This is a genomic window from Streptomyces sp. NPDC037126 (assembly GCF_055605965.1).
The window spans coordinates 107,484-127,752 of record NZ_JBVJTD010000019.1 but is presented as its reverse complement, the minus strand read 5'-3'; the positions used below and the strand labels follow the sequence as shown (position 1 = coordinate 127,752).

At 71.6% G+C, this 20,269-nt stretch carries 25 protein-coding genes and 4 tRNA genes; 9 read left to right on the top strand and 20 right to left on the bottom strand.

What is annotated here, in order from left to right; all coding sequences use genetic code 11:
- Positions 1 to 152: 152 nt before the first annotated feature.
- The 3 genes from nusG to ACZ7FF_RS33470 form a co-directional block, all read right to left on the bottom strand.
- The gene (gene nusG / locus ACZ7FF_RS33480; protein ID WP_470817062.1) at positions 153 to 1,019 is read right to left on the bottom strand and encodes a transcription termination/antitermination protein NusG; all 867 of its coding nucleotides are present in this window, start codon (positions 1,017 to 1,019) and stop codon (positions 153 to 155) included.
- Between the two features lie 80 nt (positions 1,020 to 1,099).
- A complete protein-coding gene (gene secE, locus ACZ7FF_RS33475; RefSeq protein WP_470817061.1) occupies positions 1,100 to 1,387 on the bottom strand; it encodes a preprotein translocase subunit SecE in 288 nt (95 codons plus the stop codon).
- Positions 1,388 to 1,493: 106 nt separating this feature from the next.
- Positions 1,494 to 1,566, bottom strand: a tRNA-Trp gene (locus ACZ7FF_RS33470).
- A 261-nt stretch (positions 1,567 to 1,827) separates the two neighbouring features.
- Here ACZ7FF_RS33470 and ACZ7FF_RS33465 point away from each other — a divergent pair.
- Together ACZ7FF_RS33465 and ACZ7FF_RS33460 are read left to right on the top strand one after the other, a co-directional pair.
- Complete coding sequence (locus ACZ7FF_RS33465; RefSeq protein WP_470817059.1) at positions 1,828 to 3,054, top strand: pyridoxal phosphate-dependent aminotransferase; 1,227 nt, start codon at positions 1,828 to 1,830, stop codon at positions 3,052 to 3,054.
- 143 nt (positions 3,055 to 3,197) lie between these two features.
- Positions 3,198 to 4,238 carry an adenosine deaminase gene (locus ACZ7FF_RS33460; protein WP_470817057.1) on the top strand — a complete coding sequence of 347 codons (1,041 nt, stop codon included), beginning with the start codon at positions 3,198 to 3,200 and terminating at the stop codon, positions 4,236 to 4,238.
- Here the strand turns inward: ACZ7FF_RS33460 and ACZ7FF_RS33455 are convergent.
- On the bottom strand, positions 4,183 to 4,890 hold the full coding sequence (locus tag ACZ7FF_RS33455; protein ID WP_470817055.1) for a hypothetical protein: 708 nt from the start codon (positions 4,888 to 4,890) through the stop codon (positions 4,183 to 4,185). The genes ACZ7FF_RS33460 and ACZ7FF_RS33455 overlap by 56 nt on opposite strands.
- A gap of 18 nt (positions 4,891 to 4,908) precedes the next feature.
- Positions 4,909 to 5,532 (bottom strand): TetR/AcrR family transcriptional regulator, encoded by a 624-nt coding sequence (locus tag ACZ7FF_RS33450; RefSeq protein WP_470817052.1) that lies wholly within the window; start codon positions 5,530 to 5,532, stop codon positions 4,909 to 4,911.
- Between the two features lie 104 nt (positions 5,533 to 5,636).
- Between ACZ7FF_RS33450 and ACZ7FF_RS33445 the strand changes: the two genes are divergently transcribed.
- Complete coding sequence (locus ACZ7FF_RS33445) at positions 5,637 to 6,269, top strand: NAD(P)-dependent oxidoreductase (RefSeq protein ID WP_470817051.1); 633 nt, start codon at positions 5,637 to 5,639, stop codon at positions 6,267 to 6,269.
- Positions 6,270 to 6,286: 17 nt separating this feature from the next.
- On the opposite strand, the gene ACZ7FF_RS33440 is transcribed toward ACZ7FF_RS33445, so the two are convergent.
- The 9 genes from ACZ7FF_RS33440 to ACZ7FF_RS33400 all read right to left on the bottom strand — a co-directional run bounded on the left by ACZ7FF_RS33440 (position 6,287) and on the right by ACZ7FF_RS33400 (position 11,804).
- Positions 6,287 to 7,339, bottom strand: coding sequence for a UDP-N-acetylmuramate dehydrogenase (locus ACZ7FF_RS33440; RefSeq protein WP_470817049.1), 1,053 nt, complete (start codon positions 7,337 to 7,339; stop codon positions 6,287 to 6,289).
- Positions 7,340 to 7,671: 332 nt separating this feature from the next.
- Positions 7,672 to 8,052 carry a DUF3291 domain-containing protein gene (locus ACZ7FF_RS33435; protein WP_470817047.1) on the bottom strand — a complete coding sequence of 127 codons (381 nt, stop codon included), beginning with the start codon at positions 8,050 to 8,052 and terminating at the stop codon, positions 7,672 to 7,674.
- A gap of 38 nt (positions 8,053 to 8,090) precedes the next feature.
- Positions 8,091 to 9,548 (bottom strand): MFS transporter, encoded by a 1,458-nt coding sequence (locus ACZ7FF_RS33430; protein WP_470817045.1) that lies wholly within the window; start codon positions 9,546 to 9,548, stop codon positions 8,091 to 8,093.
- An 86-nt stretch (positions 9,549 to 9,634) separates the two neighbouring features.
- On the bottom strand, positions 9,635 to 10,204 hold the full coding sequence (locus ACZ7FF_RS33425) for a TetR/AcrR family transcriptional regulator (RefSeq protein ID WP_470817044.1): 570 nt from the start codon (positions 10,202 to 10,204) through the stop codon (positions 9,635 to 9,637).
- A gap of 151 nt (positions 10,205 to 10,355) precedes the next feature.
- Complete coding sequence (locus ACZ7FF_RS33420) at positions 10,356 to 10,784, bottom strand: MaoC family dehydratase (protein WP_470817042.1); 429 nt, start codon at positions 10,782 to 10,784, stop codon at positions 10,356 to 10,358.
- A gap of 7 nt (positions 10,785 to 10,791) precedes the next feature.
- A complete protein-coding gene (locus tag ACZ7FF_RS33415) occupies positions 10,792 to 11,244 on the bottom strand; it encodes an FAS1-like dehydratase domain-containing protein (RefSeq protein WP_470817040.1) in 453 nt (150 codons plus the stop codon).
- 113 nt (positions 11,245 to 11,357) lie between these two features.
- A complete protein-coding gene (rpmG, locus tag ACZ7FF_RS33410) occupies positions 11,358 to 11,522 on the bottom strand; it encodes a 50S ribosomal protein L33 (protein WP_003948671.1) in 165 nt (54 codons plus the stop codon).
- Between the two features lie 90 nt (positions 11,523 to 11,612).
- A tRNA-Met gene (locus tag ACZ7FF_RS33405) sits at positions 11,613 to 11,685 on the bottom strand.
- 46 nt (positions 11,686 to 11,731) lie between these two features.
- Positions 11,732 to 11,804, bottom strand: a tRNA-Thr gene (locus ACZ7FF_RS33400).
- A gap of 646 nt (positions 11,805 to 12,450) precedes the next feature.
- Here ACZ7FF_RS33400 and ACZ7FF_RS33395 point away from each other — a divergent pair.
- Positions 12,451 to 13,716, top strand: coding sequence for an amidohydrolase family protein (locus tag ACZ7FF_RS33395; protein WP_470817038.1), 1,266 nt, complete (start codon positions 12,451 to 12,453; stop codon positions 13,714 to 13,716).
- Between the two features lie 437 nt (positions 13,717 to 14,153).
- Entirely contained in the window at positions 14,154 to 14,810 is a 657-nt protein-coding gene (locus tag ACZ7FF_RS33390; RefSeq protein WP_470817036.1) for an SDR family oxidoreductase, read from the top strand.
- Between the two features lie 69 nt (positions 14,811 to 14,879).
- On the opposite strand, the gene ACZ7FF_RS33385 is transcribed toward ACZ7FF_RS33390, so the two are convergent.
- A complete protein-coding gene (locus ACZ7FF_RS33385) occupies positions 14,880 to 15,092 on the bottom strand; it encodes a hypothetical protein (protein ID WP_470817034.1) in 213 nt (70 codons plus the stop codon).
- 42 nt (positions 15,093 to 15,134) lie between these two features.
- Positions 15,135 to 15,359 carry a hypothetical protein gene (locus tag ACZ7FF_RS33380; protein WP_470817032.1) on the bottom strand — a complete coding sequence of 75 codons (225 nt, stop codon included), beginning with the start codon at positions 15,357 to 15,359 and terminating at the stop codon, positions 15,135 to 15,137.
- Between the two features lie 470 nt (positions 15,360 to 15,829).
- Here ACZ7FF_RS33380 and ACZ7FF_RS33375 point away from each other — a divergent pair, with 470 nt between their 5' ends.
- Positions 15,830 to 16,042, top strand: coding sequence for a thioredoxin family protein (locus ACZ7FF_RS33375; protein ID WP_470817030.1), 213 nt, complete (start codon positions 15,830 to 15,832; stop codon positions 16,040 to 16,042).
- Positions 16,043 to 16,190: 148 nt separating this feature from the next.
- A complete protein-coding gene (locus ACZ7FF_RS33370; RefSeq protein WP_470817028.1) occupies positions 16,191 to 16,619 on the top strand; it encodes a hypothetical protein in 429 nt (142 codons plus the stop codon).
- Between the two features lie 51 nt (positions 16,620 to 16,670).
- On the opposite strand, the gene ACZ7FF_RS33365 is transcribed toward ACZ7FF_RS33370, so the two are convergent.
- The 3 genes from ACZ7FF_RS33365 to ACZ7FF_RS33355 form a co-directional block, all read right to left on the bottom strand.
- Positions 16,671 to 17,090 carry a DUF6233 domain-containing protein gene (locus ACZ7FF_RS33365; RefSeq protein WP_470817026.1) on the bottom strand — a complete coding sequence of 140 codons (420 nt, stop codon included), beginning with the start codon at positions 17,088 to 17,090 and terminating at the stop codon, positions 16,671 to 16,673.
- Between the two features lie 33 nt (positions 17,091 to 17,123).
- Positions 17,124 to 17,333, bottom strand: a complete 210-nt coding sequence (locus ACZ7FF_RS33360; protein ID WP_470817024.1) for a hypothetical protein — start codon at positions 17,331 to 17,333, stop codon at positions 17,124 to 17,126.
- Between the two features lie 362 nt (positions 17,334 to 17,695).
- Positions 17,696 to 17,777 (bottom strand) — tRNA-Tyr (locus ACZ7FF_RS33355).
- 225 nt (positions 17,778 to 18,002) lie between these two features.
- On the opposite strand from ACZ7FF_RS33355, the gene ACZ7FF_RS33350 reads away from it, so the two are divergent.
- Positions 18,003 to 18,491: a YajQ family cyclic di-GMP-binding protein gene (locus tag ACZ7FF_RS33350; RefSeq protein ID WP_062721659.1), complete on the top strand. Its 489-nt coding sequence runs from the start codon at positions 18,003 to 18,005 to the stop codon at positions 18,489 to 18,491.
- A 94-nt stretch (positions 18,492 to 18,585) separates the two neighbouring features.
- Here the strand turns inward: ACZ7FF_RS33350 and ACZ7FF_RS33345 are convergent, their stop codons facing one another.
- A complete protein-coding gene (locus ACZ7FF_RS33345) occupies positions 18,586 to 18,852 on the bottom strand; it encodes a GlsB/YeaQ/YmgE family stress response membrane protein (RefSeq protein ID WP_452983028.1) in 267 nt (88 codons plus the stop codon).
- 154 nt (positions 18,853 to 19,006) lie between these two features.
- Between ACZ7FF_RS33345 and ACZ7FF_RS33340 the strand changes: the two genes are divergently transcribed.
- Positions 19,007 to 20,260, top strand: coding sequence for an APC family permease (locus ACZ7FF_RS33340; protein WP_470817021.1), 1,254 nt, complete (start codon positions 19,007 to 19,009; stop codon positions 20,258 to 20,260).
- Positions 20,261 to 20,269: the final 9 nt, after the last annotated feature.

Genomic DNA, 20,269 nt, shown 5'->3' with positions numbered 1-20,269 from the left:
GATCCTGACGCAGGCATACCGCACAACGATAACGGGTATAGATGCGCGGCTTAAAACCGAGCAGGTCAGACCGGCTGAGAGAGCCCGTCTGACCTGATCGGAAGCGTTACGTCCAGAAGGAACCGGTTCCCGGGAACCCGGTCCGCGAGGAACTAGTTCTTCTGGATCTGGTCGAAGGACAGCTCGACCGGGGTCTCGCGGCCGAAGATCTCGACCAGGCCCTTGACCTTCTTCGAGTCGGGGTTGATCTCGTTGATGGTCGCCTGCAGCGTGGCGAACGGGCCGTCGGTGACGGTGACCGAGTCGCCGACCTCGAAGTCCAGCACCTGGACCTCGACCTTGCGCTGCGGGGCGGGCTTGCCCTCGGCCTCGGCGGCCTCGCGGGCGGCCTTCTCCTCCGCCTCCGGGGCGAGCATCTTGACGATCTCGTCCAGGGTCAGCGGGTACGGGTCGTAGGCGTTGCCGACGAAGCCGGTGACGCCCGGGGTGTTGCGGACGACGCCCCAGGACTCGTTGGTCAGGTCCATCCGGACGAGGACGTAACCAGGCAGCTTGTTCTGCTTGATCGTCTTGCGGTCGCCGTTCTTGATCTGGACGACCTCTTCCTGCGGCACCTCGGCCTGGAAGATGTAGTCCTCGACGTTCAGCGAGACGGCGCGCTGTTCGAGGTTGGTCTTCACGCGGTTCTCGTAGCCGGCGTAGGTGTGGATGACGTACCACTCGCCGGGCAGGGACCGCAGTTCCTCGCGCAGGGCCTGGATCGGGTCGACCGGCTCGGCCGGCTCCTCCTCGACGACCTCGGCGGCGGCCTCCTCGGCCTCCTCGGCCTCCTCGGCGTCGTCGCCCTCGTCCTCGACGTGCAGCGCGGCCTCCTCGGCCGGCTCGCCCGACTCGGCCTCGGCAGCCTCGAACTCGTCCTGCTCGTCCGCGCCCTCGACGATGTCGAGCTCGTCGTCCACGATCTCGGCAGCGTTCCCGCGAGACTCGGTGGCGTCGTCGTTCAGGTTCGGGTCAGACACGATGGCTGCTTCTTCCTGGATACATGGGGGTGGAACATGCGAAAACGGGCGCCGGTGCCACGGCGCCCTTCGCTCTTGGCTCAGCCGAAGACGTACTTGGCCGCGTGGTTGAGCCCATAGTCAATCACGGTCACCAGGGCGATCATGATGGCGACGAAGAAGATCACCACGGTGGTGTACGACGTCAGCTGATTGCGCGTCGGCCAGACGACCTTGCGGAGCTCCGCGATGACCTGGCGGTAGAAGGTGGCGAGGCGCTTCAGCGGGCCCTTCTTGGCGCGCTTACCGCCCTTGCGGGCCTTCTTCTTGGACTCGGGCACCTCGTCCTGGGCATCAGGCGTGTCGATGGAGCCCACGGCGTCCGTCATAGTCCTCACCTGGTCCCGGGTCGTGGCCGTGCCGCGCCCGGTTTCTGAGCCGCACGGCGGTGCATTGCTGTACGTACATGCGCACACATCCTGGCGGTGTGTGTAGCAGGGCCGGAGGGACTTGAACCCCCAACCGCCGGTTTTGGAGACCGGTGCTCTACCAATTGAGCTACGACCCTTTGTGTGTCCCCCAACGTACCGCATCCAACCGGGTGCTCGGTGTGCACCGGGTGTGACAGCGGGCGCCGAAGGCCAACGAGGTGAGAGTGTACGTGGTCCACGGCCCGGCGTCGAACAGAAAGAGCCCGTCCGGGGCCGTACGGCCAAAGATCGTCCTGGCCGAGGGCCGGATTCGGACCGGTGTTCGCGCTTCGACCCGTTGCTGTTCAGTCTGTGAAACCCGCGTGCCCGGGTCATTTCCGGTCTGAAACCATGGGCCCATGAGCGCTGCAACCCCTCCCACCGAGCGCCGGGTCTCCGCCCGAGTCGGCGCGATCTCCGAGTCCGCCACCCTCGCCGTGGACGCCAAGGCCAAGGCCCTGAAGGCCGCCGGGCGTCCGGTGATCGGCTTCGGCGCCGGTGAGCCGGACTTCCCGACCCCCGACTACATCGTCGAGGCCGCGATCGAGGCCTGCAAGAACCCGAAGTACCACCGCTACACCCCGGCCGGCGGCCTGCCCGAGCTGAAGGCCGCGATCGCCGCGAAGACGCTGCGCGACTCCGGCTGGGAGCCGGACGTCTCGCAGATCCTGGTCACCAACGGCGGCAAGCAGGCCATCTACGAGGCCTTCGCCGCGATCCTCGACCCGGGCGACGAGGTCATCGTCCCGGCGCCGTACTGGACGACGTACCCGGAGTCGATCCGTCTCGCCGGCGGCGTGCCGGTGGAGGTCGTGGCCGACGAGACCACCGGCTACCGGGTCTCGGTCGAGCAGCTGGAGGCGGCGCGCACGGAGAAGACGAAGGTCGTGCTCTTCGTGTCCCCGTCCAACCCGACCGGCGCGGTGTACTCCGAGGCCGAGACCGAGGCGATCGGCCGCTGGGCCGTCGAGCACGGCCTGTGGGTGCTGACCGACGAGATCTACGAGCACCTGGTCTACGGCGACGCGGTGTCCGTGTCGCTGGCGGCGCTCCTGCCGGAGCTGCGCGACAAGTGCATCGTGGTCAACGGCGTGGCGAAGACGTACGCCATGACCGGCTGGCGCGTGGGCTGGGTCATCGGCCCGAAGGACGTCGTCAAGGCCGCGACCAACCTGCAGTCGCACGCCACCTCGAACGTCTCCAACGTGGCCCAGGTGGCCGCCCTGGCCGCCGTCTCCGGTGACCTGGAGGCCGTGGCGAAGATGCGCGAGGCCTTCGACCGCCGCCGCAAGACCATCGTGCGGATGCTCAACGAGATCGACGGCGTGGTCTGCCCGGTGCCCGAGGGCGCGTTCTACGCCTACCCGTCGGTCAAGGCCCTCCTCGGCAAGGAGATCCGCGGCAAGCGCCCGCAGGACACGGTCGAGCTGGCCGCGCTGATCCTGGAGGAGGCCGAGGTGGCGGTCGTGCCGGGCGAGGCCTTCGGCACCCCGGGCTACCTGCGCCTGTCGTACGCGCTCGGTGACGAGGACCTCGTCGAGGGCGTCAGCCGCATCCAGAAGCTCCTGGCGGAGGCGCGGGACTAGTTCCCCCCCCGCCTCACAGGCGTCTCCACGCGCGCGTAGCGGGCCGTTTCCCCTCCGGGAAGCGGCCCGCTTCTGTGTGCGAGCAAGACCACGTACGGGGAAACGGCTACCGGGACGGCGGGGGCGTACGGCAGGATCTGGGAATGGAGCGTGTACGTGATCTCTCTGAGCTGCCGAAAGCCCATCTGCACCTGCACTTCACCGGCTCGATGCGGCCGGGCACCGTGCTGGAGCTGGCCGACAAGTACGGCGTGCGCCTGCCCGACGTGCTGACGGCCGCCCTGACCAGCGGCGAACCGCCGAAACTGCGGGCCACCGACGAGCGCGGCTGGTTCCGCTTCCAGCGGCTGTACGACGCGGCGCGCTCCTGCCTGCGCCGGCCGGAGGACATCCAGCGGCTGGTCCGCGAGGCCGCCGAGGAGGACCTGAAGGACGGCTCGGGCTGGCTGGAGATCCAGGTGGACCCGACGTCGTACGCGCCCCGCCTGGGCGGTCTGATCCCGGCGCTGGAGATCATCCTGGACGCGGTGGAGACCGCCACCCGGGAGACCGGGCTCGGCATGCGCGTCCTGGTCGCCGCCAACCGCATGAAGCACCCGCTGGACGCCCGCACCCTGGCCCGCCTCGCGGTGCGCTACGCGGACCGGGGCGTGGTCGGCTTCGGGCTCTCCAACGACGAGCGGCGCGGCATGGCGCGCGACTTCGACCGGGCCTTCCACATCGCGCGCGAGGGCGGTCTGCTGTCGGCCCCGCACGGGGGCGAGCTGACCGGACCGGCCTCGGTCCGGGACTGCCTGGACGACCTGCACGCCTCGCGGATCGGGCACGGGGTGCGCGCGGCGGAGGACGCGCGGCTCCTCAAGCGGCTGGCCGACCGCCAGGTGACCTGCGAGGTGTGCCCGGCGTCGAACGTGGCCCTCGGCGTGTACGAGAAGCCCGAGGACGTACCGCTGCGGACGTTCTTCGAGGCCGGCGTCCCGATGGCGCTCGGCGCCGACGACCCGCTGCTGTTCGGCTCACGGCTGGCCGCCCAGTACGAGATCGCCCGCCACGCCCACGGCTTCTCGGACGCCGAGCTCGCGGAGCTGGCCCGCCAGTCGCTGCGGGGCTCGGCGGCCCCGGAGGACGTCAGGGCGCGGCTGCTGGCCGGCGTCGACGAGTGGCTGGTTCGCCCGGCCGCCTGAAGTGGCCGTAGGGCGGATGGGGCTTGAAGCAGATCAGCACCTCGACGGGATGCCCGCCGCCGGGCGGCTGGACCAGCTCCGGCAGGGTCGCCACGAGCGCCAGGTGACCTTTCTCCACGCCCTTCGCGTACGGCCCCCGGCCGGCCGCGTGGGCGAAGCGGTCGGCCGTCTCGGCGAAGACGTCCCGGCTGCCGAAGAGGAAGAAGGTGCGCGCGTGCGTGGCGTGCCGCAGCTCCTCGCGGAAGTCGGCCCGGCCGCAGCGTCTACGCCAGGCGGCGGCGTCGCGTGCGGTGCCGGCCTCGTCGGTGTGGGCGGTCAGCGGGGTGTCGTGGCGCAGCCTGCGGCGCAGCTCGGGCCACTGGCCGGGGCGCAGGCCGAGGGTGTGGTGCGCGGCGACGAGGTCGACGCGGTCGCCGACGCCCTCGTCGGGCGGCACGCCGTCGCGCAGCGGCAGGTGGAGGATGGTGTGCCGGGAGCGGGCGGCGAAGGCGAACAGGCCCGCGAGCCGGTTCAGCCCGTCGTGGTCGCCGAGCAGCAGGCCGATGGGCTCGGGGGCGCGCAGCGAGGTGTGCCGCAGGGGGCTCCAGGGCTGGACCACCCGGTGCTCGTGCGGCCCGGTGCGGAACCTGAACTCACGCAACCTCAGCCGCATGTGCGTCGCCTCATCGCCTCAGGTTCGCGGGTCCCCGGGCCCCTGCGCAACGGAGATTCCGCTCAGCAGCGTGCGTACGAGCCGGGCGGCGAAGTCGTCCACGGGCGGCCGCTCCCCGGTCTCGGTGGCGTCGTAGGCGAAGGCCCGCTGGGCGCAGGCCCCGAGCAGGAGTGAGGCGGCCGCGAAGGTGTCGGCGTCGGCGCGGACGCGGCCCGCGGCCCGTTCGGCGCGCAGATAGGCGTCGAGGTCCTGGATGGGGATGTGCGGCCCGGAGCCCAGGGCGCGCAGGGCCTCGTCGTGCCGGCGTTTGAGCTGGGTCTCCGCGTACAAGGAGGCGGCGATCGGGAAGCTCTGCTCGTAGAAGAGGGCGGCCCGGCGGGCGATCTGGGTGAGGTTCTCCTCCAGCGTGCCCTGTCCCGGTTCGGCGGCGAGGCTGCTGAGCAGGGGCGTGAGCCGGGGCAGCCGCTCGGCGAGCACGCACACGAACAGCTCCTCCTTGCCGGCGAAGTACTTGTAGAGGGCCGCTTCGGAGCAGCCCGCCGCGCGGGCGATCTCCTTGGTGGTGGCCCGGGCGAGTCCGACGGTGAGCATCAGCTCATGGGCGGCGTCGAGGATGCGCACGCGGGCCGGCCTCGGCTCCATGGGACATGTCCAATCGGGCTTGACGGGTGGGTGAGTACTCACTCACCCTAGAGGACATGTGGGCGAGCGAACACTCACCCATGTCCTCGCACACGGGAGTCCCCATGAAGCTCACCGTCTTCGGCGCCACCGGCGGGATCGGCCGCGAGCTCGTCCGCCAGGCCCTGGACGCCGGTCACGAGGTCACGGCCGTCGTACGCGACCCGGCCCGGCTCGCCGTCACCGGTGACCGCCTGGAGGTCGTACGCGCGGACCTCACCGAACCGGAGGAGCTGCGCCCCGCCGTCCGGGGCCGGGACGCCGTCCTGTCCGGTCTGGGCCCGCGCGGCCGCAAGGACGACGGGATCGCCACCCGGCTGACCCGTACGGTCCTGCGCGCCATGGAGGCCGAGGGTGTACGACGGCTGCTCGTGGTCAGCGCCGGTCCGGTCGGCCCCGCGCCCGAGGGCGAGGGCCCGCTGGACCGCGCCCTGCGCGGCCTCGTGTCCGCCGTCCTCAAGGACGTCTACACCGACCTGCGCGCGATGGAGGCCGAGCTGGCCGGCAGCGGTGCGGACTGGACCTCCGTCCGGCCGCCGCGGCTGCAGAACAAGCCGCTCACGGGCCGCTACCGCACCGTGGTGGGCGGCTTCCCCTCCGGCGGCCGCTTCATCGCGCGCGCGGACGTCGCGCACGCGATGCTCGCGATGACCGAGGACGAGGGAACGGTCGGGCAGGGCGTGGGAGTGGCGTACTAGGCGCCGGTTCGCGGCCCCTACAGGCCGACACCCACCATCACCGGTTCGTTGACCAGGGTGATCCCGAAGGCCTCGCGGACTCCGGCGACGACCTCGCGGGCCAGGGCCAGCAGATCCTCGGTGGTGGCGTCGCCGCGGTTGGTGAGCGCGAGCGTGTGCTTGGTGGAGATGCGGGCGGGCCCGGTGCCGTAGCCCTTGGTGAAGCCCGCCTTGTCGATCAGCCAGGCCGCGGACGTCTTCGTCCGGTCGCCCGCCGGGTACGCGGGCGGTTCGACGCCCTCCCCCAGCCGCTCACGCACGCGCGCGTGGAAGGCGGCGAACTGCTCCTCGGTGAGGATCGGGTTGGTGAAGAAGGAGCCGGCCGACCAGGTGTCGTGGTCCTCGGGGGCGAGGACCATGCCCTTCCCGGCACGCAGCTTCAGCACGGTCTCGCGGGCGTCGGCCAGCGGCACCCGGTCCCCCGGCCCGACACCGAGCGCACGGGCCGCCTCGGCGTACTTCACCGGCGCCGACAGCCCGCCGGCGTCCTCCAGCTCGAAGCGGACGCTGAGCACGACATAGCGTTCGGGGTCGGCCTTGAAGCGGCTGTGCCGGTAGGAGAAGGCGCACTCCTCGTTCGTCAGCGTGACGGTCTCACCGGCACGCCGGTCGTAGGCGATCACCTCGGTGATGGTGGAGGAGACCTCCTGGCCGTACGCGCCCACGTTCTGGATGGGCGTGGCGCCCGCCGATCCGGGGATGCCGGCCAGGCACTCGATCCCGGCGAGCCCGGCCTCGACCGCGCGGGCGACGGCGTCCGTCCAGACCTCGCCGGCCGCCAGCTCCAGCGTGGTGCCGCGCAGTTCGACACCGCGGGTGGCGATGCGCAGTGCGGTGCCGTCGAAGCCCTTGTCGCCGATGACCAGGTTCGATCCGCCGCCGATGACCAGCAGCGGCGTCCCGCTGTCGTCGGCCGCGCGGACGGCGTCGATCACCTCGGCGTCGGTCTCGGCGGAGACCAGCCGCGTCGCGGGACCGCCCAGCCGGAAGGTGGTCAGCGGGGCAAGGGGGGCGTCGTGGAGTACCTGCACGGCCCCAAGACTACGAGACCGCCCGAACGGCCCCGCACGCACGCGGGCGCGGTGAGCCAGGCACGGCGCCCGCGCCCCGGGGCCCTGTCCGGCCCGGGGAGCCCACTCGCGCGGCGGACCGCGACCTGGCCGGGGAATCCACGCGCGTGCCCGGAAAAGAAGGCTTCTTCAAAGAAGGCCCCTCAGAAGAAGACCCTTATAGGAGACGCCCCGCGATGAAGCCCGGGAACCAGGAGACCCCCGCGATGAAGCCCGGGAACGACCTCGCGCGCGTGGCCTCCTTTCGGAGGGCACGCGCGCGTGCGGGCCTCGCCGGCGAGCCGGTCGGCGGGCTACGGGAGCCGCCGGACCGCCTCCTCCCAGCTCACCGGGAGTGCGTCGCCGGTGGTCTGCCAGGTGGCGAAGGAGACGTCGCTCATCTGGGAGGACAGTGCGTGGGAGGTCGGCCGGTGGGCGCCGGAGTGGGCGAACTCCTTCAGCGCTTCGGCCGACTCCCAGGTGGACAGCGTCCAGAAGGTCCGCCGCAGCGGCTGGGCCTTGAGGGCGGCCCCGTAGGCGCCGCGCGCGTGCCCGAGCTGCCGCCACACGGCCGGCGTGCGGGCGAGGAAGCGCAGGGCGCCCCACAGGGTGCGGGTCTCGAAGCGGGAGGCGAAGACCTGCACCTCGGCACCGGCGGGCACGGTGTTCGGACCGGTCCGGGCAAGCGTGGGCATCGCGGGCTCCTCAAGGAGGTTCCGGTCGGCGTTCCGGGTCAGCGGGAGGTGGTCTCGAGGATCGGCTCGGGCGACTGCCCGGCCGCGTCGGCGGTCCGTACGGCCTTCCGGCGGGCCGGTATCGCCAGGGCCGCGACCGCGGCGAGGGCGACCACCGCCGAGCCGGTGACCAGGGCGGGCCGCAGACCGTCCACGAAGGCCTGCCCGGACTCGTAGCCTCCGCGCGCGGAGAAGATCGACGACATGACCGCGATGCCGAGCGCGCCGCCGACCTCGCGCAGGGCGTTGTTCGCGCCGGAGGCGATGCCCTGTTCCTGCGGGCGGACGCTGGACATCACGAGGTTGGCAGCCGGGGCGAAGTACAGGGCCATGCCGATGCCGCTGACGACGAGGGCGGGCAGCTGGGCGGCGTAGGAGGCGTCCACGGTGGCGACGACGGCCATGTAGCCGAGGCCGACGGCCTGGAGGAAGAGGCCCGCGGCGACGACCGGGCGGCCGCCTATGCGGTCGGAGAGCGTTCCGGCGATCGGCGCGACGATCATCGGCATGCCGGTCCACGGCAGCATCCTGAGGCCCGCCTCGGTGGGCGAGTAGCCGAGCACGCCCTGCATGTACTGGCTGAGCAGGAAGATCGAGCCGAACATGCCCAGGAACATCAACAGGCTCGCGGCGTTGATGCCGGCGAACGCCCGGGAGCGGAACAGCCGCATCGGCAGCATGGGGGTCGCGCTGCGCATGCCGTGGCGCACGAAGGCGGCGAGCAGGGCGGCGCCCGCGACCAGGCCGGTCAGCACCGGGGTGCCGGTCCAGCCGTCGACCGGGCCGCGCACCAGTCCGTAGACGATCCCGAAGAGCCCGCCGCTGGCGAGCAGGGTGCCGGGTATGTCGAGCCGGGCGCCGGCGCCGTAGGACTCGGCGAGGCGCAGACGGGCGAGCGGCAGCACGATCAGACCGAGCGGGACGTTCAGCCAGAAGATCCAGTGCCAGGAGACGTGCTCGGTGAGGCTGCCGCCGATGAGCGGCCCCGAGGCGACGGCGAGCCCGTTGACGGCGCCCCAGATGCCGTAGACCGTCCCGCGCTTGGCGGCGGGCACGGCCGCGGTCAGCAGGGTCAGCGTGAGCGGCATCATCACGGCCGCACCGACGCCCTGGACCGCGCGGGCGGCGATCAGGGAGCCGATGCCGGGCGCCATGGCCGCGGCGGCGGAGGCGCCGGTGAAGACGGCGAGGCCGGCGATGAACAGCCGCCTGCGACCGAACCGGTCACCGAGCGCGGCACCGAACATCAGCAGGACGGCGAAGGTGAGCGTGTACGCGCTCACGGTCCACTCGAGGTCGTCCAGCGCCCCGCCGAGATCCTTGCGGATGGACGGCAGCGCCGTGGTGACGACGAGGTTGTCGAGGGCCGCCATGAAGCCCGCGACGCTGGTGATGAGGAGGGCCCACGCGGTGCTGCCGCGGGCTGTGGTGCTCGGTGTTGCCGTCTGCTGAGCCATCGTTCCCCCAGAGGTGACGCAATGGATTAGTTATTGATTACTAACTTTTGCGGACAGGAAAAGGCGGGCGACCCCGCCCGCTCCCGCTACTTCCCCAGCCGGCCGGTCGCCCGCGCCGACGGGTGCAGCCCCTCCCACACCCGGTGCCCGGGCGGAAAACCCATGGCGACCAGACAGTTGATCAGCATCCCGCACGCCATGAAGTCGGTCGTCTCGTCGGTGTCGGCGCCCAGCGCCAGATGGACGGCGTCCCACAGCCGCATCCAGCCGGCCCGCACCGCCTCCCCGAACTCGAGGTCGCCCTCCTCCTCGGCGGCCGCGACGGCCAGGTACATCTGCATCTGCATCATCAGCCGGGCCGGCCGCTCGGCGACGGCCTCGGTGTACGCGTTCCCCATGGCGTACAGGGCCTCTTCGCCCTGCAGCCCGTCGGCGGCCTCGCGGAACATCTGGATGGTGTCCTCCACGCAGCGTTCCGCCGCCGCCAGGAAGATCGCCCTCTTCCCCGGGAAGAGGCGGAAGAGATAGGGCTGCGAGACCCCGACCCGCTTGGCGATCGCCTCGGTCGACGTGCCGTGGTAGCCACCCCGGCCGAACTCGTCCATCGCCGCACGGACGACGCTCTCGCGCCGCTCCTCTGCGCTCATCCTGGGCATGCGGCTAAGTTAGTACTCAATCACTAACTTGGCAAGGCGCCCCCGCGCCGCTGCAGCCGTGCGGCGGTACGGGCAAGGGGCGCCCCGGGCACGGGTAAGGGGCGCCCCGCAAGGGAGAACGCCCCTTACCCCGAACCGTGGAGACGGCCTGTCAGGCCAGTCGTACGACCGCTCGGGACATGCCCAGCACCTTCTGGCCGCCGCTGGTCGCCGTCAGGTCCACGCGCACGGTGTTGTCGTCCAGCTTGGCCGCGACCTTGCCGCTGACCTCGATCAGGGCACCCGTGTCGTCGTTCGGCACGACGACGGGCTTGGTGAAGCGGACCCCGTACTCCACGACCGCCCCGGGGTCCCCGAGCCAGTCGGTGACCACGCGGATCGCCTCCGCCATGGTGAACATGCCGTGCGCGATGACGTCCGGCAGGCCCACCTCCTTGGCGAACTTCTCGTTCCAGTGGATCGGGTTGAAGTCCCCAGAGGCGCCCGCGTAGCGCACGAGCGTGGCACGGGTCACGGGGAAGGTCTGCGCCGGCAGCTCGGTGCCGACCTCGACGTCGCCGTACGCGATGTTCGCCGTCATCAGGTGCTCACGCCTCCTCGGCCGCGCGGGCCACGAGCTTGGTCCAGGCGGTCACGACGTGCTCGCCCGCCTCGTCGCGCACCTCGCCGCGGATGTCCAGGATGTCGTTGCCCGCGAGGGACTTGATGCCCTCGATGGTGGACGTGACCGTCAGCCGGTCACCGGCGCGCACCGGGCGGGTGTAGGCGAACTTCTGGTCGCCGTGCACGACACGGCTGTAGTCCAGGCCGAGCTGCGGGTCCTCGACGACCTGTCCGGCGGCGCGGAAGGTGATGGAGAACACGAAGGTGGGCGGGGCGATCACATCGGAGTGCCCGTGCGCCTTGGCGGCCTCGGGGTCCGTGTACACCGGATTGGTCTCCCCCACCGCCTCGGCGAACTCGCGGATCTTCTCCCGGCCCACTTCGTAGGGCGCGGTGGGCGGGTAGGTCCGTCCCACGAAGGACTGGTCGAGCGCCATGGCCCGGCACCTCCTGATGTCTGCTGTGATGGCCCCAAATTAGCCGGAACCAGGCGGGGAAAACGCCACGAGGCCGCCCCCTCGGAAGGGGACGGCCTCGTGAACGAGCCTTTTTATCGCGTCTCGCGGTGCGCGGTGTGCGCGTTGCAACGCGGGCAGTGCTTCTTCATCTCAAGACGGTCCGGGTTGTTACGCCGGTTCTTCTTGGTGATGTAGTTCCGCTCCTTGCACTCCACGCAGGCCAGCGTGATCTTCGGGCGGACGTCGGTGGCAGCCACGTGAGTGCTCCTAAGACGAACGGATGGACTGATTTAACGCAAGAAAGAGTAGCCGATCGAAGGACCGACCCCACAATCGGCTACTGTCAGTAGCGGTGACCGGACTTGAACCGGTGACACAGCGATTATGAGCCGCTTGCTCTACCGACTGAGCTACACCGCTTTGATGAGATCAGAACCCGCCTCGCGACGGGAACCTCTCACACCAGAGCCCCAAAACGGAATCGAACCGTTGACCTTCTCCTTACCATGGAGACGCTCTGCCGACTGAGCTATTGGGGCGAGCGATGAAGACATTACACGGTCCGCCGCCGTTCACCCAAATCCGTATCCCCGCGCCCGCCGCACCCCGCTTCCCACCGCTCTCCGCCGCCTCGTGAACCCCTGGCAAGGCGCTCGGCGCTGCCCGTGGCCGGGCCGGCGGGGCCCTGCCACCGGCACCGGCCGGGTGGGACTCGGGGCCGGTGGGGCACGCGCGCGTGGGCTGCGCCGCGGTCGTGAACGCCGGGACGCGCGCGCGGCCTTCGGCCCCGACGGCGGGCGGCGCGACGGCATTCGTGGTGACACCGAGACGGCGCGGCGGTGCTCGTTGCTGACACCGGAGACGGCGCGGCGGTGCTCGTTGCTGACACCGAAGACGGCGCTCGGGCCCGCGTGCACCGACGGTACGGACCACGCGGTCCGCCGCCCCGACCACGGGTGTCACCGGACAGCCTTCTTCTCCAGCGGGAGGGGCCACACGGGCGGGCGATGGGGGTACGGCCGGTGGTAGGCCACGCCGGTACGACTATTGCGCTCCTCCGCGCCGTGTGCCGCTCGCCACCCTAGGCTCGGGTAACTCTGTGTGATCTTGGGCGCTCAGAGCCTCGGACGGCGCACGCCGAGGCGCCCCGAGCCCCACCGCCCCGGCCACCGACCCTGGAGCGCGATGCCCGACAGCCAGCCGCAGCCGCAACCGCCGTCGAACTCGTCGGGGTCCTCGGGCCAGTCCGACCCGGCCGCGCTCCTGTTGTGCGGGGCGCGGCTCACCGACGGCCGGACCGTGGACGTACGGCTGGGCGGCGGGCGCATCGAGGCGGTGGGCACCGCCGGCAGCCTCGCACCGGCCCCGGCCAGGACCGGTGTCATGCGGGTGGACCTGACCGGCTACCTGCTCCTCCCCGCCCCGGCGGATCCGCACGCCCACGGCGACACCGCCCTGTCCGGCGAGGACCCCGGACCGGTCTCGTACGCGCCCGAGGACGTCCAGCGGCGGGCGACGGAGTCGGTGCTGCTCCAGCTCGGACACGGCGCGACGGCGGTACGCGCGCACGTGCGCGTGGGCGACGTCCAGGGGCTGGGCGCGCTGGGCGCCGTCCTGCAGGCGCGGCGGGCGCTGCGGGGCCTCGCGGAACTGACCGCGGTCGCGATGCCCCGCCTGCTGACCGGGGTGGCCGGCGCCGAGGGGCTGGCGATGCTGCGGGACGCGGTGAAGATGGGCGCCTCCGTGGTGGGCGGCTGCCCGGACCTGGACCCGGATCCCACGGGGTACGTGGAGGCGGTCCTGGAGGTGGCCTCGGAGCACGGCTGCCCGGTGGACCTGCACACGGACGCCGCCGACCCGGCGAGGTTGTCCCGGCTCGCCGCCATGGCGGGTGGCCTGCGCCCCGGCGTGACGATCGGGCCGTGCGCCGGTCTCTCACGTCTGCCCACCGAGGCCGCCTCGCGCGCCGCCGACCAGCTCGCGGCGGCCGGAGTGTCGGTGGTGTGCCTGCCCCAGGGCCGCTGCTGCGGCGCCGACCGCCGGGGCATGGCTCCGGTACGGCTGCTGCGCGCGGCCGGGGTCCGGGTGGCCGCCGGCAGCGGCGCCCTGCGCGACGTCTCGAACCCGGTCGGCCGCGGCGACCCCCTCGAGGCGGCCTACCTCCTCGCCTCCGCCCACGGTCTGCGCCCGGAGAACGCCTACGCCAGCGTGAGCGCCTCGGCCCGCGCGGTCCTGGGCCTGCCGGACGTACGCGTCGAAGCGGGGTTCCCCGCCGAACTCCTCGCCGTACGCGGCGACCATCTGGCCGGCGCGCTCTCCCTGGCGTACAGCCGCATCGTGGTGCACCGGGGCCGCGTGGTGGCCCGCACGAGCGCGGTCCGCGAGTACTGCAACTCGGCGGCCGCCGCGGAACTGGGGTTGCCGCGCCAGGGTCGGGGAGAGCTGTCGTGACGCGGCGGCGGGTGCGGGTTCATGCGTCCGTGTGAGCCCGGTGCGGGCGGACGCATGTGAGCTCCCGCGTACGGCTTGGCATTGCTGGACACGTGGGTCCTGGGGCGTGAGGCATGTACGACCTGGGGCGTAGGCCGCGTGCGGCTGGGGTCGTGAAGCACGTAGGGCCCGGGGCGTGAGCCTCGTAGGGCCTGGGCTCGTACGGCCTGGGGGCTCGTACGGCCTGGGGGCTCGTACGGCCTGAGGGCTCGTACGGCCTGAGGGCTCGTACGGCCTGAGGGCTCGTACGGCCTGAGGGCGCGTGCGGCCTGAGGGCGCGTGCGAGCCGGTGCGCCCCGGGGGTCTTGGAGATGATGCGCTCCCTGCCGCCTGCGGACCGCAGGCCTCGTCGGTTGACCGTGCGGCAGTAGCGACCCTTCGGGCGTACGGTCGGAAACATGCGCATTGTCATCGCTGGGGGTCATGGTCAGATCGCGCTGCGGCTGGAGCGTCTGCTCTCCGCGCGCGGGGACGAGGTGGCGGGGATCATCCGCAAGCCGGAGCAGGGCGACGACCTGCGGACGGCCGGTGCCGAACCGGTGCTGCTCGACCTGGAGTCCGCCTCGGTGGAGGAGGTCGCGGCGCACCTGCAGGGCGCGGACGCGGCGGTCTTCGCGGCCGGCGCAGGACCGGGCAGCGGCACGGCCCGCAAGGAGACGGTGGACAAGTGCGCGGCGATGCTGTTCGTGGACGCGGCCGTCCGCACGGGCGTGCGCCGCTTCGTGATGGTGTCCGCGATGCGCGCGGATCCCGCGCACCAGGGCGACGACGTCTTCGACGTGTATCTGCGCGCCAAGGGTGAGGCCGACGCGTACGTCGCCCGCCAGGAGGCCCTGGACTGGACGATCCTGCGTCCGGGGGCGCTGACGAACGACGCGGGGACCGGCCTGGTCCGTCTGGAGGCGCACACCGGGCGCGGCCCGGTCCCGCGGGACGACGTGGCGGCCGTCCTCGCGGAGTTGGTGGACACGTCGGCGACGGCCGGTCTGACGCTGGAGCTGATCAGCGGTTCTACGCCGGTGTCGGTCGCGGTGAAGTCGGTGGCCGGGAACTGAGAGTGACGCCCGGCCGTTGAACGGTTCGGACCCGCTGCCACCCCGTCAGAACTCGCGACCGAACCGAACTCAGAACAGGGGCAGCTGCCCGGGAAAGTCCGGCACGACGTACCCGTCCAACGACGGCTGGACCGCTCCGAGTTGCGCATGCTGCCGTGACCCCGCGCAGGAGACGAGCTCGCCGTTCTCCCGTGCCGCCGGCGGGTCGTGCCGCGCGAAGCGGCCCGCGACAACGGCGATTTCGCGGCGGCACACGGGACAGGTTCTGCGTCGGGAGGACATGCCGCCAGTGTGCCCGCACCCGGGCGGGCGCGGGCACCGCCCTCAGGTACGGGTCTCCGCTTCCCATCGGTCCGGCCCCACCCCGCGCCAGTCGATCAGCGGCGAGTCGGCCACCTGCTCCGGCTCGATCTCCAGCCCGGCCCGGCGCAGGAACTCGACCAGGTCCCGAACGTTGTGCGCGAGGCCGAGGATCTCGCCGTCCACCCGCACCCGGCGGCCGCCGGTCGGGGAGGGCAGGTGCACGACGATGGGGCGTTTACCGGCCATGGCTCCAGCATCGTCCGGACCGACCGGACCCGCACCCGGGCCGGTCATGCGGGGATTCCCGACGCGGTGTCGACCCGGCGCGACCGCTCGGCCGGACGGTCCGGGGCGGCCCGGCGGGTGACGGCAGGGCGGGCGAAGCGCGCCGTGCACCACGTGCGCGGCGTGCCGGGTCGCGCCGACGGATGAATATCGTTCACGCGTTCGATTCTAGTGAATTCCGGCCGGGCAGGCACCCACCCCCAGGGTCCTGTGACATCGAACCTTGACCGCGTGCCATCGAATTTTGATCACGCGCCGCACATGCCGTCCGTGCCGGTCATGTCCAGGCACTCGATCCGGGCAAACTCCGCCAGGTTGTCGTGCGGCGGGGAGTCACGCGCGTGATGATCGCATAGAAAGATCAGATTTCGCCCCATAGTTCCGCATGCAGTCGGCTCGCTGATGGAGTGTGCGCCGACGGAGGGATCGCGATGAAGGCCGTGACCGACGCCGACTTCGAAGCCGAGGTACTCAAGAACGACAAGCCGGTACTCGTCCAGTACTGGGCCCAATGGAGTGCACCCAGTCGCACGGCCACCGACCTCCCCACCCTGCTCCTCTTCCAGAACGGTGAGGTGGTCAAAAAGATCGTCGGGGTCAAGTCCAAGAGCGCGCTGCTCCGCGATCTGGCCGAGTTCATCTGACCGAGCCCGGTGCGCGGCCGCCGCTGGCCGAGCCGCTCACCTCGGGGCTCGGCGGACGCGTCAGGCCCCTGGCCAGCGCGCCCAAACTTCGATGGCACGTGATCATGGTTCACCGGCACAGGACACCCGGCCCCCTATGATCATGACCATGTCCGCCCTCCACGAGCGATCCGCCCTCAGCCAACTGTCCCCCGGTGAGCAGCTCTTGGGATACGGCACCGTCGTTCCCGCGAAGAGCGCCAAGGGCATCAGCGTGAACATCGGCGGGGCCATCGCCAACCAGCTGGTCGGCGCCGTCGGCGCTCGCTCCGGCGCAGCGGGCAGCATCGCCTCGGACATGCCACGCACCTCCGGCGCGCTGCTGCTGCGCGTGACCGACCAGCGCATCGGACTGGTCCAGCCCCTGAACGGCACGCCGGTGTGGGAGGTGCCGCGGACCTGGGTGGCCCGGGTCGAACGCCGCCCCCGCATGCAGCTGATGGCCCGCTTCCGCCTGCACTACGCCGACGGTTCCTGGCTCGCCTTCCTCACCATGCGGCGCCGCACGATCGAGCAGTTCCACTCCCTCATCGGCTGACCTCCGGGCGGACCGAGCCGGCCCTCGGCCGCGGGCTCCGCCGCGTCCGGGCTAGGCCAGATCGATGCCCAGTTCGGTGTCCGGTCGGCAGAACGCGCATGGCTGGACGGTCGGGTCGGCGAGCGCGGCGCGCGCCTCGTCGGCCCTGACGCGGTGGGGCGTGCCCTCGATCATGGCGCAGTCCGCCAAGTGGACGACGGCGGGCTCGGGCCCGCCCGGCGTCCGCTTCTGCTGGACGACGTAACCGGTGTTCGCGGGCGGCGGATTGAAGCCGGGCAGCGGACCGGCGCCCTTCGCCTTGCGCCCCGGCCGCCGCCGCTCCGCCGGGCGCTCGGCGCGGGCGAGTGCGGCGAGCACGGCGTCCCGCTGGAGCCGGAGGTAGACGGCGACGGTCTCGTTCGCGGCGAGCTGCTCGTCGATGTACGCGAGGATCGCCCTCAGCCTGCGCGGGTCAGGCGGCAGCAGGGACATGGCGCACACCGTCCGCGCCCGGCACGATGCCGCTCACCGTAGGCTCCGCCCTCCCCGAGGGGAGGCGAACAGTGCCGCCCTGGCCGCCGGCCCACGCTCCCGCCAGTACGGATGGAACAGCACCTCCGCCGACAGACGGATCAGCCGCCGCCGCAGCGTGGTGCCGGGACAGGCGGCGAGCCGCCGGTAGGTGACGTGCCACTCCTCTTGCGCGTGAGCGAGATCGTCGGGAATCCGTCGCATGACTGAATTCAAGCATGTGTTCGATTTTCTACGCGAGCATGGCGTCACCCGCGCACCGACTCCGGCTCCGGCTCCGGCTCCGGCTCCGGCTCCGGCTGGACGCGACGACGATTCCCCCTCGCAGGACAGCTCCACTCGCCCGGGACGGGTGCCGAGGTGGTGCGCTACGGCGGGCGGCATCGGAGGCCCTGGCGGCGGCCGGCCCGGCCAGCCCCTGAACCCTGCCCCGCGCGGGCTGGCCGACACCCGAGTCAGGGTGAGACAGAATGGAGAAAACGCCGCAAACCGGCATGGCGCCGCCTGAGAACGACGAAAGGGTCTGTGATCAGCATTGCTGCTGATCACAGACCCTTTCGGTCGTGTGGCGGCGCCAGGATTCGAACCTGGGAAGGTAAAACCGGCAGATTTACAGTCTGCTCCCTTTGGCCGCTCGGGCACACCGCCGGGTTGCGCTGCCGATCGAACCCGCTTTCGGCGGTGCTCCCTGGCAACGACGTAAACAATACCCGATGCAGAGGGGTGCTTCGCCACCCGATTGATCGCCACCTGTCGGGTCGCGGGGTGGCTAGGCTGGTGCGGATGCGGCCCGGCACGGTACCGGGCTCGTGGCCGCCGCCGCGCACGCCGGCATCGCACCGATACGCACCCCGATACAAGGAGCCACAGGACATGGCCGACTCCAGTTTCGACATCGTCTCGAAGGTCGAGCGGCAGGAGGTCGACAACGCCCTCAACCAGGCCGCCAAGGAGATCTCGCAGCGCTACGACTTCAAGGGCGTCGGTGCCTCGATCTCGTGGTCCGGTGAAAAAATCCTGATGGAGGCGAACTCCGAGGACCGGGTGAACGCAGTCCTCGACGTCTTCCAGTCCAAGCTGATCAAGCGCGGCATCTCCCTGAAGGCGCTGGACGCGGGCGAGCCCCAGCTGTCCGGCAAGGAGTACAAGATCTTCGCCTCGATCGAGGAGGGCATCTCCCAGGACAACGCCAAGAAGGTGGCGAAGATCATCCGCGACGAGGGCCCGAAGGGCGTGAAGGCCCAGGTCCAGGGTGACGAGCTGCGGGTCAGCTCCAAGAGCCGCGACGACCTGCAGGCCGTGATCGCCCTCCTGAAGGGCAAGGACTTCGACTTCGCACTGCAGTTCGTGAACTACCGGTAGGACACCGGGCGGCAGGCCGACAAGACCTCAACAAGCAGGAAGGGTGGGCTCCCCCCGAGCGGGTGCCCACCCTTCCGTGCTGCCGACGCCCTGTTCAGTCGCGTGAGTTGCCGAACAGGATGCGGTAGGCGATCAGCAGCACCAGGGAGCCGCCGATCGCCGCCGCCCAGGTGGCGCCGTCGTAGAAGTTCTTGGTGACGGGGTGGTGCAGCCAGCGGGCCGAGATCCAGCCGCCGATGAACGCACCCGCGATGCCGATGAGGGTCGTGCCGATGAAGCCACCGGGGTCCCGCCCCGGCAGGAGGAACTTGGCGATGGCTCCGGCCAGCAGCCCCAGGATGATCCAACCGATGATGCCCATACCGCGAACCTTCCCTTCCGCGCCGTGTCCGCACTGCCCGATCCCTGAGAACTCGGTGAGGACTTGCTGTCCGTAGCGCGCATGTTCGTGCCTTGTCGATGAACAGGACGTCGCGAGTCCACTACCCGGTTGCCGTCTCAGTAGGGTGCGATCCATGACACGCACCGACGCGGCCCTGCGGCGCACCCTGGGCGTGCGGGACGCCGTGGTCGTGGGGCTCGGCTCGATGATCGGCGCCGGTGTCTTCTCGGCCCTGGGACCGGCCGCCCGTGCGGCGGGATCCGGGCTGCTGCCCGGGCTGGCCGCCGCGGCCGTGGTGGCCTACTGCAACGCCATGTCCTCGGCCCGGCTCGCCGCCCGTTATCCGGCCTCCGGCGGCACGTACGTGTACGGGCGGGAGCGGCTGGGCGCCTTCTGGGGGTATCTCGCCGGCTGGGCGTTCGTGGCCGGCAAGACGGCCTCCTGCGCCGCCATGGCGCTCACCGTCGGCGCGTACGTCTGGCCGGGGCAGGCGCATGCCGTGGCGGTCGCGGCCGTGGTGGCCCTGACGGCCGTGAACTACGGCGGGATCCAGAAGTCCGCGTGGCTGACGCGGGTGATCGTGGCCCTGGTACTGGCGGTTCTGGCCGCCGTGGTGGTCGCGTGCCTCACCTCCGGGCAGGCCGGCGCGGGGCGGCTCGGCATCGGGCTGTCGTCGGGTGCGGACGGGGTGCTTCAGGCGGCCGGGCTGCTGTTCTTCGCGTTCGCGGGGTACGCCCGGATCGCCACCCTCGGGGAGGAGGTCCGGGATCCGGCGCGCACCATTCCGCGCGCGATCCCGCTCGCCCTGGGGATCACTCTGGTGGTGTACGCGTGCGTGGCCGTCTCGGTGCTGGCCGTCCTCGGTGCGGACCGGCTGGGGCAGGCGGCAGCGCCGCTGGCCGACGCGGTGCGGGCCGCCGGGGTGCCGGGGCTCGTGCCCGTGGTGCGGGCGGGAGCGGCGGTGGCCGCGCTGGGCTCGCTGCTCGCGCTGATCCTCGGGGTGTCCCGTACGACGCTCGCCATGGCCCGGGACGGCCATCTGCCGCGTGCTCTGGCGGCCGTGCACCCGCGGTTCCAGGTTCCCCACCGGGCGGAGTCGGCGGTGGGCGTGGTGGTCGCCGTGCTGGCCGCGACGGTGGACGTGCGCGGCGCGATCGGCTTCTCCTCCTTCGGGGTGCTGGCCTACTACGCCGTGGCCAACGCCTCCGCCTGGACGCTCGATCCTGCGCCGCTGTCCCGCGTGGTCCCGGTGGTGGGCCTGCTGGGCTGCGCCACGCTGGCGTTCGCCCTGCCCGTGCTCTCGGTGGCCGTGGGCACGGGCGTGCTCGTCGTGGGTGTGGCCGCCTACGCCGTACGGCGGTGGCGGCCGGGGCGGCACACGCCGTGACGGGCCGCC

Bases quoted from the DNA above. Each gene is read 5' to 3' on its own strand.
- ACZ7FF_RS33340 (WP_470817021.1), top strand. From the start codon at position 19,007: ATGACACGCACCGACGCGGCCCTGCGGCGCACCCTGGGCGTGCGGGAC.
- ACZ7FF_RS33350 (WP_062721659.1), top strand. From the start codon at position 18,003: ATGGCCGACTCCAGTTTCGACATCGTCTCGAAGGTCGAGCGGCAGGAG.
- ACZ7FF_RS33450 (WP_470817052.1), bottom strand. From the start codon at position 5,532: ATGGAGCCGAGGCCGGCCCGCGTGCGCATCCTCGACGCCGCCCATGAG.
- ACZ7FF_RS33445 (WP_470817051.1), top strand. From the start codon at position 5,637: ATGAAGCTCACCGTCTTCGGCGCCACCGGCGGGATCGGCCGCGAGCTC.
- ACZ7FF_RS33375 (WP_470817030.1), top strand. From the start codon at position 15,830: ATGAAGGCCGTGACCGACGCCGACTTCGAAGCCGAGGTACTCAAGAAC.
- ACZ7FF_RS33465 (WP_470817059.1), top strand. From the start codon at position 1,828: ATGAGCGCTGCAACCCCTCCCACCGAGCGCCGGGTCTCCGCCCGAGTC.
- ACZ7FF_RS33455 (WP_470817055.1), bottom strand. From the start codon at position 4,890: ATGCGGCTGAGGTTGCGTGAGTTCAGGTTCCGCACCGGGCCGCACGAG.
- ACZ7FF_RS33395 (WP_470817038.1), top strand. From the start codon at position 12,451: ATGCCCGACAGCCAGCCGCAGCCGCAACCGCCGTCGAACTCGTCGGGG.
- ACZ7FF_RS33460 (WP_470817057.1), top strand. From the start codon at position 3,198: ATGGAGCGTGTACGTGATCTCTCTGAGCTGCCGAAAGCCCATCTGCAC.
- ACZ7FF_RS33365 (WP_470817026.1), bottom strand. From the start codon at position 17,090: ATGTCCCTGCTGCCGCCTGACCCGCGCAGGCTGAGGGCGATCCTCGCG.
- secE (WP_470817061.1), bottom strand. From the start codon at position 1,387: ATGACGGACGCCGTGGGCTCCATCGACACGCCTGATGCCCAGGACGAG.
- ACZ7FF_RS33360 (WP_470817024.1), bottom strand. From the start codon at position 17,333: ATGCGACGGATTCCCGACGATCTCGCTCACGCGCAAGAGGAGTGGCAC.
- ACZ7FF_RS33425 (WP_470817044.1), bottom strand. From the start codon at position 10,204: ATGCCCAGGATGAGCGCAGAGGAGCGGCGCGAGAGCGTCGTCCGTGCG.
- ACZ7FF_RS33435 (WP_470817047.1), bottom strand. From the start codon at position 8,052: ATGCCCACGCTTGCCCGGACCGGTCCGAACACCGTGCCCGCCGGTGCC.
- ACZ7FF_RS33380 (WP_470817032.1), bottom strand. From the start codon at position 15,359: ATGGCCGGTAAACGCCCCATCGTCGTGCACCTGCCCTCCCCGACCGGC.
- ACZ7FF_RS33390 (WP_470817036.1), top strand. From the start codon at position 14,154: ATGCGCATTGTCATCGCTGGGGGTCATGGTCAGATCGCGCTGCGGCTG.
- ACZ7FF_RS33370 (WP_470817028.1), top strand. From the start codon at position 16,191: ATGTCCGCCCTCCACGAGCGATCCGCCCTCAGCCAACTGTCCCCCGGT.
- ACZ7FF_RS33430 (WP_470817045.1), bottom strand. From the start codon at position 9,548: ATGGCTCAGCAGACGGCAACACCGAGCACCACAGCCCGCGGCAGCACC.
- ACZ7FF_RS33415 (WP_470817040.1), bottom strand. From the start codon at position 11,244: ATGGCGCTCGACCAGTCCTTCGTGGGACGGACCTACCCGCCCACCGCG.
- ACZ7FF_RS33420 (WP_470817042.1), bottom strand. From the start codon at position 10,784: ATGACGGCGAACATCGCGTACGGCGACGTCGAGGTCGGCACCGAGCTG.
- ACZ7FF_RS33385 (WP_470817034.1), bottom strand. From the start codon at position 15,092: ATGTCCTCCCGACGCAGAACCTGTCCCGTGTGCCGCCGCGAAATCGCC.
- ACZ7FF_RS33345 (WP_452983028.1), bottom strand. From the start codon at position 18,852: ATGGGCATCATCGGTTGGATCATCCTGGGGCTGCTGGCCGGAGCCATC.